Source organism: Faecalibacter rhinopitheci, from assembly GCF_015234135.1.
Lineage (GTDB): Bacteria > Bacteroidota > Bacteroidia > Flavobacteriales > Weeksellaceae > Empedobacter > Empedobacter rhinopitheci.
Genome location: NZ_JADGIK010000005.1, coordinates 227,681 through 241,651 on the forward strand (window position 1 = coordinate 227,681; position 13,971 = coordinate 241,651).

At 29.7% G+C, this 13,971-nt stretch carries 15 protein-coding genes; 8 read left to right on the forward strand and 7 right to left on the reverse strand.

Annotation, left to right across the window (positions count from 1 at the left end):
- Positions 1-22: 22 nt before the first annotated feature.
- Positions 23-1,192: a dicarboxylate/amino acid:cation symporter gene (locus IM532_RS09055; protein WP_194183130.1), complete on the forward strand. Its 1,170-nt coding sequence runs from the start codon at positions 23-25 to the stop codon at positions 1,190-1,192.
- 85 nt (positions 1,193-1,277) lie between these two features.
- On the opposite strand, the gene IM532_RS09060 is transcribed toward IM532_RS09055, so the two are convergent.
- Positions 1,278-3,680, reverse strand: coding sequence for a TonB-dependent receptor family protein (locus IM532_RS09060; RefSeq protein WP_194183131.1), 2,403 nt, complete (start codon positions 3,678-3,680; stop codon positions 1,278-1,280).
- Positions 3,681-3,882: 202 nt separating this feature from the next.
- Here IM532_RS09060 and IM532_RS09065 point away from each other — a divergent pair, with 202 nt between their 5' ends.
- From IM532_RS09065 to nadD, 4 genes are all read left to right on the forward strand, one after another.
- Positions 3,883-4,644: a Rossmann-like and DUF2520 domain-containing protein gene (locus tag IM532_RS09065; protein ID WP_194183132.1), complete on the forward strand. Its 762-nt coding sequence runs from the start codon at positions 3,883-3,885 to the stop codon at positions 4,642-4,644.
- Positions 4,644-5,174 (forward strand): KdsC family phosphatase, encoded by a 531-nt coding sequence (locus IM532_RS09070; protein WP_194183133.1) that lies wholly within the window; start codon positions 4,644-4,646, stop codon positions 5,172-5,174. The genes IM532_RS09065 and IM532_RS09070 overlap by 1 nt, the downstream gene beginning before the upstream one ends.
- A 2-nt stretch (positions 5,175-5,176) precedes the next feature.
- Complete coding sequence (locus IM532_RS09075) at positions 5,177-5,761, forward strand: Maf family nucleotide pyrophosphatase (RefSeq protein ID WP_194183134.1); 585 nt, start codon at positions 5,177-5,179, stop codon at positions 5,759-5,761.
- 98 nt (positions 5,762-5,859) lie between these two features.
- On the forward strand, positions 5,860-6,426 hold the full coding sequence (gene nadD, locus IM532_RS09080; RefSeq protein WP_194183135.1) for a nicotinate (nicotinamide) nucleotide adenylyltransferase: 567 nt from the start codon (positions 5,860-5,862) through the stop codon (positions 6,424-6,426).
- Positions 6,427-6,519: 93 nt separating this feature from the next.
- On the opposite strand, the gene IM532_RS09085 is transcribed toward nadD, so the two are convergent.
- The 4 genes from IM532_RS09085 to pth all read right to left on the reverse strand — a co-directional run bounded on the left by IM532_RS09085 (position 6,520) and on the right by pth (position 8,400).
- Entirely contained in the window at positions 6,520-7,107 is a 588-nt protein-coding gene (locus tag IM532_RS09085) for a hypothetical protein (RefSeq protein WP_194183136.1), read from the reverse strand.
- A gap of 93 nt (positions 7,108-7,200) precedes the next feature.
- Positions 7,201-7,431 carry a DUF3820 family protein gene (locus tag IM532_RS09090; RefSeq protein WP_194183137.1) on the reverse strand — a complete coding sequence of 77 codons (231 nt, stop codon included), beginning with the start codon at positions 7,429-7,431 and terminating at the stop codon, positions 7,201-7,203.
- Entirely contained in the window at positions 7,431-7,844 is a 414-nt protein-coding gene (locus IM532_RS09095; protein ID WP_194183138.1) for a rhodanese-like domain-containing protein, read from the reverse strand. The genes IM532_RS09090 and IM532_RS09095 overlap by 1 nt, the downstream gene beginning before the upstream one ends.
- Entirely contained in the window at positions 7,834-8,400 is a 567-nt protein-coding gene (gene pth, locus IM532_RS09100; RefSeq protein ID WP_194183139.1) for an aminoacyl-tRNA hydrolase, read from the reverse strand. Before pth ends, IM532_RS09095 begins: the two co-directional genes overlap by 11 nt.
- Positions 8,401-8,506: 106 nt before the next feature.
- Between pth and IM532_RS09105 the strand changes: the two genes are divergently transcribed.
- The 3 genes from IM532_RS09105 to IM532_RS09115 all read left to right on the forward strand — a co-directional run bounded on the left by IM532_RS09105 (position 8,507) and on the right by IM532_RS09115 (position 12,204).
- Positions 8,507-9,022 carry a TlpA family protein disulfide reductase gene (locus IM532_RS09105; protein ID WP_194183140.1) on the forward strand — a complete coding sequence of 172 codons (516 nt, stop codon included), beginning with the start codon at positions 8,507-8,509 and terminating at the stop codon, positions 9,020-9,022.
- Positions 9,023-9,223: 201 nt separating this feature from the next.
- Complete coding sequence (gene gshB / locus IM532_RS09110; protein WP_194183141.1) at positions 9,224-10,201, forward strand: glutathione synthase; 978 nt, start codon at positions 9,224-9,226, stop codon at positions 10,199-10,201.
- Positions 10,201-12,204: a flavohemoglobin expression-modulating QEGLA motif protein gene (locus IM532_RS09115; protein WP_194183142.1), complete on the forward strand. Its 2,004-nt coding sequence runs from the start codon at positions 10,201-10,203 to the stop codon at positions 12,202-12,204. Before gshB ends, IM532_RS09115 begins: the two co-directional genes overlap by 1 nt.
- A 36-nt stretch (positions 12,205-12,240) precedes the next feature.
- Here the strand turns inward: IM532_RS09115 and IM532_RS09120 are convergent, their stop codons facing one another.
- Positions 12,241-12,654 (reverse strand): hypothetical protein, encoded by a 414-nt coding sequence (locus tag IM532_RS09120; RefSeq protein ID WP_194183143.1) that lies wholly within the window; start codon positions 12,652-12,654, stop codon positions 12,241-12,243.
- Between the two features lie 3 nt (positions 12,655-12,657).
- Positions 12,658-13,953, reverse strand: coding sequence for an APC family permease (locus IM532_RS09125; protein ID WP_194183144.1), 1,296 nt, complete (start codon positions 13,951-13,953; stop codon positions 12,658-12,660).
- Positions 13,954-13,971: the final 18 nt, after the last annotated feature.

Consider the following 13,971-nt stretch of genomic DNA (forward strand, 5'->3'; position numbering starts at 1 on the left):
CAAAAAATTAATAAATTCGCACATGAACAAACTAAAAAACAACTTACTTGTTAAAGTTATTTTAGCTATTGTATTTGGTATTGCCTTAGGTAGCTTTATTCCTGAGTCTATTGGTCGTATTTTTATTACTTTCAATAAACTGTTTAGTGAATTATTAAACTTTTTAATTCCGTTAATTATTGTCGGATTAATCGTTCCATCCATCGGAAAATTAGGTCAGACCGCTGGAAAACTACTTTTAGCCACTGTATTAATTGCATATGGATCTACTATTTTTGCAGGATTATTAGGTTATACATCTGCTGTAACAATTTTTCCTACATTATTAGAAAGTCAAACTGGACAAATCAGTTTAGCAGAAAATTCTAACGATTTAAAACCTTATTTTGAAATTGAATTTGCGCCATTTTTTGATGTAATGCCTGCATTAATTTTTTCGTTCTTATTTGGAATTGGTTTATCAAAATTAAAGAATTCAACCTTTGGTAAATTTGCAGAGAATTTTGAAGAAATCATTACCTATTTAATTCAATCTGTAATTATACCCTTGCTTCCTCTTTTCATTTTCGGAATTTTCATGAATATGACTTATTCAGGCCAAGTAATGGTTATTTTAAATGTCTTTCTTAAAATTATAGGAATTATTTTCGTTTTACATGTTGCTCTATTATCTATTCAATTTATTATAGCGGGAACAATTGCTAAGAAAAACCCTTTAAAAATGATAAAATTAATGTTACCCGCTTATTTCACAGCTTTGGGGACGCAATCTTCTGCTGCAACAATTCCTGTAACATTAGCACAAGTAAAGAAAATTGGCGTAGATGAAGATATTGCAAATTTCTCTGTACCGTTATGCGCTACAATTCATTTATCTGGATCTATGATAAAGATTGTAATGTGTTGTATTGCACTAATGATGATTCAGGGAATGCCTGTTAATTTTGTTCAATTTTTAGGATTTATGATGATGCTAGGCGTTGCAATGGTAGCTGCACCTGGTGTTCCTGGAGGAGCTATTATGGCTGCTATTGGTATTATTGCATCTATGTTAGGATTTTCTCCTGAGAATCAAGCCTTAATGATTGCATTATATATTGCAATGGATAGTTTTGGTACTGCTGGAAATGTAACTGGAGATGGTGCAATATCTGTAATATTGAATCGTTTTTTTGGAAAAAAGACTGTTTAAAAATTTAAAAAACTTAACGATAAAAAAAAGGAATCAATTGTATTGATTCCTTTTTTTGCTTTTAAAAAAATGATTTTATAATTTTTTAAATGGTAATTCCACCACCATTTTGCTCTGTTTTGTTTTGTTGAACCTCAGCACGAGATCTTACTTTTCCTCCAAAATTATAATTAAATCCTAGATAAAAAGTTCTAGATTCCCATTTGAATCTTGCAAAACCTTCATATGGATTATCCATATTAACACGAGCTTTCATCGTATTAAATATATCATTAACACGAGCTGTTAAAGAAGCTTTTCCTTGCATGAATGAATATTTAACTCCTAAATTCATGCTCCACATATCTAACATTTCTCCTTGTAAAAATTTTGTTTTTCCACGGTAAAACATAAACTGTTGTACACTAAAATTTTTATTGATTGTATATGTATTATTCATACGAAGAGACAAAGTATTTGCTGTTATTTTTCTCGATACAAATTCATTGTTTTCATCTGGAATTACACTTTGCATTTCTGACGAAGTAAAATCTCCAGCCACGTAAGCACTCATCCATTTTGTTAACTTATAATTCCAACTTGCTTCTGCACCAAAACTATTTACTTTATCATAATTCATATTAAATTGAATAAATGCTGACTCTACATCTGGATCTTTTGTAAATGTTTGTACAATATTATCTGTTACATGTCTATAAAATAAATTTCCTGAAATAGATCCTTTTTCCAATTGCTTTAAATAACCTAGCTCAATTGAGTTTGTATATTCTGGATTTAAATCTGGATTTCCTTTACTCGACATTAGCGCAGTTGTAAATTGTGGAATTGGCGTTAATTGATACATTCCGGGACGATCTATTCTACGACTATAATTAAAAGAAATTTGATCTTTCTCTGTTATATCATACGTTAAGAAAGCCGATGGGAAAAAATCTGTGTAATCTTTCTTTAAATTTCCTTTATTATTTGGAGCAAATAACCAATTTCCCTCATCTTCTACTCGTTCAACACGTAGACCAACTTGAGCACCGAATTTGTCAAATTTTTGTTTATAATTTGCGTATCCAGAATAGAATTTTCGTTCAAATTCAAAATCTACATTTGGATTGAATGAATTTGCACCTTCAGTTACAATATCAGTAGAAACTAAATTATTATCATTCGTTTCACGTCGAAACTGTACTCCGGCTTCAATTTTCCCTGCATCAACAATTTGATTCGTATAATCTAGATTTACACGTGTATTCGTTGTATTATCATCTCTAAATTCTTGATAGAATTCATTGATTGGATAAGTGTTTGTATAATCTCTTGAATCGTCTCTATCGCTAGTTGAATAAAAAGCATCTAATACAATATTATGATCGTCTTTATTGAAGTCATGCTTATAATTTAAACTATAATCAGAACTTTTTGAATCTGAGAAAATATCATTTTTATTTAAATCACTTTTGTCTCCTTTTATGATATTCGTATAAATTCCGGATGTGTTATTTCCGTTCCATTGGTTTGTATAAACAGTTAATGCATTTTTGTCATTTATAAACCAGTCAAAACCTACTTTGTACGATAAATTATTGTTCTTTTTATTTTCGATATCAAATAATTGGTCAATATTATCTGAAAAATTTTTTCCAATTCCATTTTGTTTTGATGGACGATCAGCATAATTTACGTTTCCGAAAAGGTTAAAATCTCCAATATTTACGTTGGCATTTACAGAAGAATTAAAACGTGCTCTTTTTCCTTGTTCATATCCTGTAACTAATCCTAAATTATATCCTTTCTTTTGACCTTTAACTAAAATAATATTTATGATTCCCGATTTTCCATCTGCCTCGTATTTCGCTGATGGATTGGTTATAATCTCAATGCGTTGAATTTGATTAGAAGGAATTTGTTTTAATAATTGAGCTGCTGACTGTGAAGATGGTTTTCCATCAACATATACTTTTACATTTTCGTTTCCTCGTAACGATAGCGCACCAGATTGTTGATCCACATTTACTGATGGAATATTATTAAGGACAGATGCTGCATCGGTACCAGCAGAAACCAAATCGCTACCTACTTCTACTACACGCTTATCTATCTCATTACGATATTGTGAGGTTTCTTTACGAATGTAAACTCCTTTTAGCTCGATTGAAGCGTCTGATTTAATTTCTACTAATTGGATATTTCCTAAATCTAAAACACCATTATTTACTTCAATTAATTGTTCATGTTGTGCATAACCAAATTCAGTAATGATTAATTTATATTTTCCATCTTCAACATTCTGAAAATTGAAGTTACCATCATCATCTGAAGTAATATCTGTTACATATGTTTTTCCATCTTCTTTATATAACGTAACAGAAGTATAAGTTAGATTTTCATTTTTTTGATTAGCCAAATGCCCTTTTATATGTTGTCCTTCTTGTGCAAAAGCAAACATGGAACATAAGGCAAATGCTAGACTTAGTGTATATTTTTTTATCTTCATTGTGTATAGATTATCAAATTAATAAATAAAGCAAGGTACTTTGTTTTACAAACTACATATGCGTTAGTTTTTCTCATTTTACTTATTAGACGAACAAATTTTAAAAACGTTACAAAATATTTTAAAAAAATTTCATTTTTTTTATCACCTCGCATAAATAGATTACTTTTATGGAACTTGAAAAATTAATACACACACGATCTTGAATTCAATAGTTATTTTAGGTGCCGGAAACGTTGCATTCCACCTAACTCGCGCTTTAATAGAAAATACAATGAATGTTCGTCAGATATTTAACCGAACATTATCGCATGCACAAGAAATTGGAGAGGCAAATCGTATTTCATATACTGATAAAATTTCTGAAATTGAAAAAGCGGATCTATATATTATTGCTTGTGCAGATAGTGGGATTGAAGAATTTTCACATTATATTCCATTTGATGATGTATTAGTGGTTCATACCTCTGGATCTTCTCCAATTTCAGTGCTAAAAGGAGATTACCGCAAAGGAGTTTTGTACCCATTACAAACTTTTACAAAAACTAAAAAATTACGTTACGACGAAATTCCATTTTTTATAGAAGCTGAAAACGCGGAGGACACTCAAAAATTAAAAGAAGTTGCTTTACGAATTTCAAATGATGTTTTTGAGTTAGATTTTGCAAGCCGAATGGAAATACAAATGTGTGGTGTATGGGTAAGTAATTTTGTAAATCATATGTACAAAATTGCAGGGGATTTCTGCGAAAAAAATAATGTACCATTTGATGTCTTATTACCTATTATTAAGGAAACAGCTGAAAAGGTAGATGAAATGAAACCATATGATGCACAAACTGGTCCTGCAAGAAGAGGTGATGAAGTAATTATAAACAGACATTTAGAATTACTACAAAAAGATTCAAGATTATTGCAAATTTACCAAATCTTAACAGATTCAATAAAAAGAGAATACGAATAATGATTAGCTATAAAGAAAAGTTGAATAACATAAAAACTGTTATTCTTGATGTAGATGGAGTTTTGACAGACGGAAATTTAATTCTTTTACCAACAGGAGAAATGGTTCGTAGTATGAATACTCGTGATGGATATGCTATGCAACTCGCTATAAAAAAAGGCATTAAAATAGCTGTAATATCAGGAGGAAAGGATCAGGCAGTTGTAGCTCGTTTAAAAAATTTAGGAATTGTAGATATATACATGGGAGCTAATGATAAGGTGGATGCTTTCCAAGATTTACTTTTTTCTTATGGTTTAGATCCTGATGAAATAGCCTATATGGGTGATGATTATCCAGATCTAGCTGTGATGAGCTTGGTGGGATTATCAACTTGTCCAAACGATGCTTGTATGGACGTTCGAAAAGCTGCAGAATACATTTCTCCAGAAAATGGTGGAAAAGGTTGTGTTCGCGATTTATTAGAACAAATACTTAAAGTACAAAGATTATGGTATACTGAAGATGCTAAATATATTCCATCTGTATAGCTATGTTACTTACCGAAAAATTAAAAGACAAAAATATAATACTCGCTTCTCAATCACCTCGTAGACGAGAATTATTAGCAGGATTGGAAATAGAATTTTCCACCATTTCTTTGGATATTGACGAATCTTTTGATCGAGATTTTTACAAAGCAAATAAGATTACAGAATATTTATCTGCAAAAAAAGCGAATGCTTATATAGATCTAAAGCCAAATGATATCATTATTACATCTGATACTACCGTATGGGCTAATAATGAATCGTTAGAAAAGCCCGAAAATAGAGAAGATGCTTACAGAATGATAAAAGCATTAAGTAATACTACTCATTCTGTTTATACATCAGTAACTCTTAAGTCTACTGAAAAGGAAGTTACTTTTACAGCAGAAACTAAAGTAAAATTTGCTGAACTTAGCGATGAAGAAATTTATTTTTATATCGATCAATACAAACCTTTTGATAAAGCTGGTGCTTACGGAATTCAGGAATGGATTGGTTACATTGGTGTAGAAAGCTTAGAAGGAAGTTATTTTAACGTAATGGGATTACCAGTCCATCAATTGTATAAAGAATTACAGAAATTTTAAATATTTAAAAGACGTTCTTAGGAACGTCTTTTTACATTCAAGTAGATTGTCCACATATTTATCCACAAAAGTTAATAAGTTTGTAAAAATTAATAAGCATGAAAATCGGTTTATACTTCGGCTCATTTAATCCCATTCATATTGGGCACTTAATTATAGCTAATCATTTTCAAAACTTTACTGATTTAGATCAAGTTTGGTTTGTTATTTCACCACAAAATCCGTTTAAGAAGAAATCTTCATTAGCAAGTGAATTTGATCGGTTGGATATGGTTGAAATTGCGACTAGAGATTATCCACATCTTTTAGCTTCTGATATAGAGTTCAGACTACCAAAACCTTCTTTTACAATTGATACATTAGTACACTTAGAAGAAAAATATCCTAATCATCAATTTTGTTTAATTATGGGATCTGATAATTTAGAAGGTTTACCTAAATGGAAAAATAGTGAATTAATTTTATCTAAATATCCAATATATGTATATCCTCGCCCAGGCTATGTACAAGAGGAAAATCTAGAAAATGTAGTAATTGTTGAAGCTCCATTAATGGAAATTTCTTCGACGTTTATACGTTCGGCTATTAAAGAAAATAAAAATATAAAACCAATGTTACCTCATTTAGTATATGAACATTTGGATAAAATTGGTTTATATAAATAAAATACATAAGACACAAATTTTAAAATCAAAAATGATGTTCATTTGTATGAAAATAAAATAAAGAAGGATTGCAATTTGCAATCCTTCTTTATTTTATAATTTAAATTTAACTCCCAAATTGGCTATTGATACTCCTAAACCAAATTCAGCGAAAATTGAAGTATTGTCACCATAAGAAAATCCTATGGGATTTATTTGATAAATAAAATTAGTATCAGATTCTTTATCTCCATCATACTTCGTAGATATAAAAGCAAGTCCTAACATTACATTACCATACATTTTAAATTTATTTCTTTCAAAATATCTATAATCTAAACCAGGCATAAAAGTAACTATAGAATTTTTAACATCTTTTTGATCAATTAAAAAATTCTCTCGATTAAAAGTTTGTGTAGTTCCACTGTAACCAAAATATCCAACCTGAGCACCTATTTTTACCTTATTAGAAAGAGGAAAGCGATAATCAACAAATAAATAAGGAAAATCCATACTGAGATGGGACTGATGAGTGTTGCCTGTAAAAATTGCATCAAAAATATCAACAACAATATTTTCTAAATCGAAAAGTGCTTCAAATGTAGTCGCATCACCAATTCCAACTTTTATTTCTGAAGATTCTTGGGAAAAAGCTGTAGTAGACCCAAAAGATAGCGTTAAAGCTAATAATATTTTTTTCATACGTTAAGTGTTAATCAAATAAAAGTAATAAGTATAAATTACATATTTAATTTTTAAACACTTAAAATACAATGATATAAAACAACTATTCTGTTATGAATAATTCTTTTTTAATTGATAAATTATTTCTTCAAGACCATTAATTTTAATTTCATAAACAGTAGATAATTGAAGTCCTAATTTACCTTTTGGAAATCCACCTTTAGACATAAACCATTCTAAATATGAAACAGGTAGATCACATAATAAATACCCTTGGTGTTTACCGAAGGGCATTTTTGTAGTAACTATATCTTTTAATAATTCTGGTTTTAAACCGTCCATTATTTTTCAATTTGTCCTTTATATGTTAACATACCATCTTGGAAAGTATGTACACTTTTTAAATTATTTTCAAGCATAATTGCCTCCGCAGACTTTGCTCTAACTCCAGAGCGACAATAGATATAATAATTCTTTGTAGAATCTAACTCAGCAACATTCTTCGAGAAATTATCATCCTTAACGTTTAGATTAATTGCTCCTGGTACGTGTCCCTCCGCATATTCTTCCGGAGTACGAACATCAATCAAAATATTACTCCTATCACTCAAGTCAACCAAATCAACATTATTTAACGATACTATAATCTGTTGAATTTCGTCTACTGTAATAACTTGTTCCACTTGGTTAGTTTGACAAGATGTAAAAAATAAACCTACGCCTAAAGCGATAGTTAATCCTAATTTATTTCCCATTGTATTGATTCATTGTATTATTTAAACCTGCAAAAACAAATGATAACGCTGCATCAGCACAATGATTCAAACGTTCATTCAATAATTGCTCTTCTTCTGCGGTCCAACCTCCTAAAACATAATCAGCTTGCTGACCTTTTAAAAATTCATTTCCAACACCAAATCTTAAACGTGGATAAGCTTGAGTCTGAATTTTATTCTGAATATCCTTTAAGCCATTATGACCTCCGTCGCTACCTTTGCTTCGTATACGAATTGAACCGAATGGTAAATTTAAATCATCTGTGATTACAAAAATATTTTCTGGGGATATGTTTTCCTTCTTTAACCAAAATTTAACAGCATCACCACTTAAATTCATATAAGTATTTGGTTTTAACAAAGTCACAGGTCGACCTTTGAATTTAAATTGTGCAATTTGACCAAAATTTGAGGAACCAAAATTTACATTTACTTTTTCGGCTACTCGATCAACAATCTTAAAACCAATATTATGACGTGTATGTTCATACTTGTCACCAATATTTCCCAATCCAATGATTAAAAACTTTTGCATGAAACAAAGTTACAATTTTTACCAACTTTTGAAAAAAAATTAAATTTATTATTCTAATTCTATCACTTTGGTATAGATTTGGTAATACCAAGACGAGTTTACAGAAATGAAAAAAATATTTAGCGTTTTAAGTTTAATTATAGGTTTGTTTGTTTTCGGGCAAAAAATTCCTAATGTAATGAAAACAGAGTTTACAGAAATAGGATTACAAAATACTGTAATATCTACTGAGGGTAATTCTCTTACCATTGATCAAGTTTTAGATCAGTATAAAGGAAAAATTGTTGTATTAGACTTATGGGCAACTTGGTGTGGAGATTGTATTACTGGAATGCCAAAATTGAAAGATTTACAAATAAAGAATAATGATATCGAATTTGTTTATTTTTCTATGGATAAAACAGTTGAATCTTGGAAAAATGGTATTGAAAAATATGATATTAAGGGGCATCACTATTTTATTGGGAACAATTGGAAAAGTGAATTTGCAACTTCTATCGATTTAAATTGGATACCAAGATATTTAGTAATAGACCATAATGGGAAAATTGCTAATTATTATTCAGTTAAAGCAGATGATCCTAAAATTCAGCTTACAATTGACACTTTAAGAAATAAATAGAAAAGTTTAAAAGTTTACACATATTTAAGGTGATTGTTTATAATGAAGCAATCACCTTAATATTTTTACAAAAGAAATTTTCTTATTGATTTTCTTACATTTACAGCTCCTAAAATTAATTTTTAAGTAAAAGTTGATACACTGATTTTTGTATCAAACTTTTAGCTAATATTGCATCAAATTAAAATCCGTTTATATCATATGAAAATATGCTTCGTAATGTACCCTTGGAACAAGGTTGAGCCAGAAAAAGATACCACTATGCGTTTGATAAAAGAATGTACAGATCGTGGTTTTGAAGTATCATATTTAACAACTAGCGACATTTCTATAAGCAAAGGAAGTGTGATTGGAAAATGCAGAAAACTAATTTTCACTGAAACGGAAGATTGTGTTGAGTTTTACCATACAATGCAATTTGAAACAGCTATTAAAAATTTAACTGATTTTGACATGATATTTATGCGAAGTGATCCTCCAGTGGACCCACTTTTATTAAACATGTTAGAAATGATCGAAGATCAAGTGTTTTTTGTGAATAAACCTTCAGGTCTTCGAAAAGCAAATAATAAAATTTACGCAGCATCTTTTGATGATGGTAAAGAATCTATTGTTCCACAAACCCTAATTACCAGAGATATAGATCTAATCAAAGAATTTGTTGAAGAAAATAAATTTGATAAATTTATTATTAAACCATTAGATGGAATGGGTGGTAAAGGAGTTGTTCTTTTTCAAGCAAATGATATAGGAAACTTAAGCGCTATAGCAGATTTTTACATCAACCATGCAGGTAAACCTCAACCTATTATTTGTCAGAATTATATTGAAGGTGCTGAAAAAGGTGATGTAAGAGCTATTGTTATTAATGGTGAGCCAATTGGAGCTATTATGCGTGTTCCAGCAAAAGGAGATCATAGATCAAATATTTCAGCGGGAGGATCAGCTGTAAAACATGATCTTACTGAACATGAAATGGATTTGTGCCGACAGATGGGAAAACGATTAGTAAAAGATGGAATATTCTTCACAGGAATCGATTTAATTAATGGAAAAATGGTCGAATTAAATGTTGTTAGTCCTGGAGGTATTGTTCCTCACAACAATGTAAACGGAAATTTAGACATACAAAAACAAATTGTCTCTATGTTATTAGAGACCTATGAAGAATTCAAATAATGAAAATTTTATCCATACAACAAATCATTAAAAATATTGAAAATGAAATTGTTTTCGAAGCATATGCCGAAGACGAATCATTCAAAATAAAAATTGATGAGTATATTCCTTACGTATGTACTGCTATACATGATGGCGGACAAATGCGTGATGATGTTTTAGAAAAATGTAGTTTATCCAATTATGAACGTTGGTACGAAGAAGATCCTCATACCGCAGAATTTATTGGAAATTTTCCAATTATTGTACAAGGATGTGACTCTAGATTTGAATACGATTTAAATCGTCCACCAGAGTCAGCTATATATGAAGAAGCATGGGGAAAAAATGTATGGTCAACTCCATTAAGTGAATCTCAAAAACAACGTAGCTTAGGCAAGCATCATGCTTTTTATGAAGTATTTGAAGCTCTTATTCAAAAGTTAGAATCTAAATTTAAAAAGTGTATTGTTTATGACATGCATTCTTACAACTGGAAACGTTGGGACAGACCAGTTCCTGTTTTTAATATTGGAGCTGAAAAAATAGATCAAGAAAAGTTTGGAGCTTATGTAGAAAGCTGGAGAAATGAATTAAGTTTAATAGAACTTGGTGATATCCATAACTATACAGCTATAAATGATGTATTCTACGGACGTGGATATTTATTAAGCTTTGTTACAGAAAAATTTAAAAATACATTAGTTTTAGCCACTGAAGTGTCTAAAATATATTGTGATGAACTAACTGGTGAATCATTTCCTGAAGTTATTAATCAAATAAAAGAAGGTTTTAAAAATGCTATTCTACACCATGCGTATTCATTTATTCGTGATGAAACAACTTATAAAGTTTCTAAACAGGTAAATATTTTACACAACGAGCTAGAGTCAGATTTAATTAAAATTGATAAACAGCTTTATAACTTGGTTAAAGATTTTGAACTTTTAAGTGTTATAAATCCTGTTAACCTTCAGTTAGAAAAGAAAAAATTTCTAGCCTCAAAATATACCTACGAACCACAGTTTAAGTATAACCCGTTAAACATCGATCCTTTCGATTTTAAACGTAAACTATCCAATATACAAGTAGAGAAAATTACTGATATTAGTATTCAAAACATGTATGTTGATACAATAAATGCTTATTTTGATAAAGTTGATTTATTAGCAAACCTTGGTACAAATAAATTTCTTTATAATTCGTTGCGCTACTTTGGTGAACCATCAAAGAAAGACGTTGATAATGCAAATTTTGTCCTGTATTGTCCTGAATTTCGTATTGAAAAAGAAGGAGAATATAATGAGCATGATGTTGTAGAATTATTTAAAAATTCGACAAAAGATTATGGGTTCGATTTTGATATTGAAATTTCTGATCATATTGCCTCAAAAGCATTAGTCATCAATTCTAAGAAAAAAGTGATGATTAAAAAAGGTGTTAAATTTGATAAACGTTTTACAAAAGGTTTAATAGAGCACGAAATTGGTGTACATATGGTTACAACAATGAATGCAATAAAGCAACCTCTTAAAATATTTTCGATTGGATTACCTGTCAATACTCTTACACAAGAAGGATTAGCAATTTTGTCGGAATATTATTCAGATTCAATTAATCATGATCGTCTACGAGAGTTAGGATTACGTGTATTAGCTGTAAATATGTTAACAAATGGTAATACATTTAATGAAACATTTTTGACTTTATTAGAAGAATATAAAATGACTCCTGAAAATGCATTTTACTTAACAACACGAGTTTATAGAGGTGGAGGTTTTACAAAAGATGCACTTTACTTAAAAGGTTTAAAAACAATCCTAAATTATATTGATCAAGGTAAAAAATTAGACAATCTTTTAATTGGAAAAACATCTGTAGAATATGTAGATACAATTAATGAATTAGTTGATCGTAAGATGATTAATTCACCCCAGTATTATACAAAAATTTTCAAGAAACATCTTGAAAAGCCAGAAATTAATCCAATCTTACAATATATTTTTAACGGTATAAAAGACTAAATAAAAAAGTCCCTTCTTTTGAAGGGACTTTTTTATTTATTGAATAACAATATTTGCAAAATAAATTCCATCAATCTTAATTTTTTCAAATATTGTATTTTTATTAGTAGAGAATTTAAATTCCTTTAAAGACTTTATCCCATTCACATAAATTGTACGATCAATTGGTAAACGTAAAATTTCATTGATTTGAGATTTAGTTATAAATTCTTTTTGCAACTGTTTGTACAAATAAATTAATATCACACCATCTGCCTTTTCAAAATATGAATCAGATTCCTCCCCTTTCAAAATTTTAATTGAATCTATTCGATCTTGGTCCAAATTCATCCGATCACTTCCAGTTAAAATTACTTCATTATTATAGATAGTGAAGACATTTAGCATTTTCTTTTGTGCGAATCCTAAAATTGAGCAAACGAGTAGAAAGGTTACAAAATAGATTTTCATAAATTATTTATCTTTATCAGGTTTAATTCGCTGATCAAAATAGAACAAGATTATACCTACAAGTATTATACCTAATCCAAATAAACTTTCTTTCGGTTTAGATTGTAAAACAAAATAACAAATGTATAAACTAAAGAGTAAAAATACAGTAGGCAAAACATAAAACAATTTTGACCGAATGATGATTAAATCTTTGGATTTTATAAAGAAAGCTGTTGATATTGCTAAGGTTGCTAAAATTTGTAAAACAAATGATGTGTACGTAAAAATCACTTCAAAATCAACTGTAAAAATTAAACCAATACTAATACATGCATGCACCCAAATAGCACGAATGGGAATTCCATTTTTACTTTCTGGAGCCATAAAGTTCCATAATTTATTTTCTTTTGCTGTGGCTTGGGTTAAGCGAGATCCAATCCATAAATACCCACTAACCGTAGCAACAAGTTGCAAGGCGATAAAAAAACTAACCCATTTTACTCCATTCTCACCTAAAACATTTGCAAAAGCAATATTGGCAACATCTTCTTGGTACGCTAAACTTTCAACAGATGCGTGTTTTATAAAAACATAATTTAACAAGACATAAACAATTGTCACGAAAACAACACCGATAAACAAAGCTTTTGGAAGATTAATTTTAGGATTTTTAATCTCAGAAAAAATGTACGAAACAGAATTCCACCCTGTATAGGCAAACGTAACATACACTAAAGAAGTTGCAAAAGCAGGCAATAATAATTCGTCCGTCCAACTATCGTCTAATAAAATAGAATTTTGAGGAATAGATGGCACAAAATAAATTCCTAAACCAATGAGTAATAATATAAAAACAACTTTAAGAATAGTGAATACATTTTGAAAATGACTACTTAAATTCAAACTATACGATTGAAAAAGTGCAACAATCAAAATAATTCCGACTGCATATTCTTTTCCTAAATCCAAGCCAAAAACATTCAAATATTTAAGCATTGCTAAAGCCGCTAAAGAAATGGGAGCTGAAAAACCAACAAACAAGGAAACCCAACTGGATAAATATCCTAAGACTGGATGATAAGTACGAGAAAGATAAATGTAATCTCCTCCGGATTCTTTGAATTTTGAGGCTAATTCTGAATAAATAAAAGCACCAATCAAGGCTAAAAATCCACCAATTGTCCACAACAATAAAATCGTATAAGTGTTTTTTAAATCCCCAATCTGGTAACCTAAGCTAGTGAAAACACCCGTTCCAATCATATTTGAAACTACCAAAGCGGTGGCAGTTTTCCATCCTATTTTTAGTTTTCCCATTCGTTTAAAAATAAAATC

What these genes read in the sequence shown, in the direction of transcription:
- nadD (WP_194183135.1), top strand. Translation starts at nt 5,860, where the DNA reads ATGAAAATCGGTTTATACTTCGGCTCATTTAATCCCATTCATATTGGG.
- IM532_RS09105 (WP_194183140.1), top strand. Translation starts at nt 8,507, where the DNA reads ATGAAAAAAATATTTAGCGTTTTAAGTTTAATTATAGGTTTGTTTGTT.
- IM532_RS09060 (WP_194183131.1), bottom strand. Translation starts at nt 3,680, where the DNA reads ATGAAGATAAAAAAATATACACTAAGTCTAGCATTTGCCTTATGTTCC.
- IM532_RS09120 (WP_194183143.1), bottom strand. Translation starts at nt 12,654, where the DNA reads ATGAAAATCTATTTTGTAACCTTTCTACTCGTTTGCTCAATTTTAGGA.
- IM532_RS09095 (WP_194183138.1), bottom strand. Translation starts at nt 7,844, where the DNA reads ATGGGAAATAAATTAGGATTAACTATCGCTTTAGGCGTAGGTTTATTT.
- IM532_RS09125 (WP_194183144.1), bottom strand. Translation starts at nt 13,953, where the DNA reads ATGGGAAAACTAAAAATAGGATGGAAAACTGCCACCGCTTTGGTAGTT.
- IM532_RS09090 (WP_194183137.1), bottom strand. Translation starts at nt 7,431, where the DNA reads ATGGACGGTTTAAAACCAGAATTATTAAAAGATATAGTTACTACAAAA.
- gshB (WP_194183141.1), top strand. Translation starts at nt 9,224, where the DNA reads ATGAAAATATGCTTCGTAATGTACCCTTGGAACAAGGTTGAGCCAGAA.
- IM532_RS09085 (WP_194183136.1), bottom strand. Translation starts at nt 7,107, where the DNA reads ATGAAAAAAATATTATTAGCTTTAACGCTATCTTTTGGGTCTACTACA.
- IM532_RS09070 (WP_194183133.1), top strand. Translation starts at nt 4,644, where the DNA reads ATGATTAGCTATAAAGAAAAGTTGAATAACATAAAAACTGTTATTCTT.
- IM532_RS09115 (WP_194183142.1), top strand. Translation starts at nt 10,201, where the DNA reads ATGAAAATTTTATCCATACAACAAATCATTAAAAATATTGAAAATGAA.
- pth (WP_194183139.1), bottom strand. Translation starts at nt 8,400, where the DNA reads ATGCAAAAGTTTTTAATCATTGGATTGGGAAATATTGGTGACAAGTAT.
- IM532_RS09075 (WP_194183134.1), top strand. Translation starts at nt 5,177, where the DNA reads ATGTTACTTACCGAAAAATTAAAAGACAAAAATATAATACTCGCTTCT.
- IM532_RS09055 (WP_194183130.1), top strand. Translation starts at nt 23, where the DNA reads ATGAACAAACTAAAAAACAACTTACTTGTTAAAGTTATTTTAGCTATT.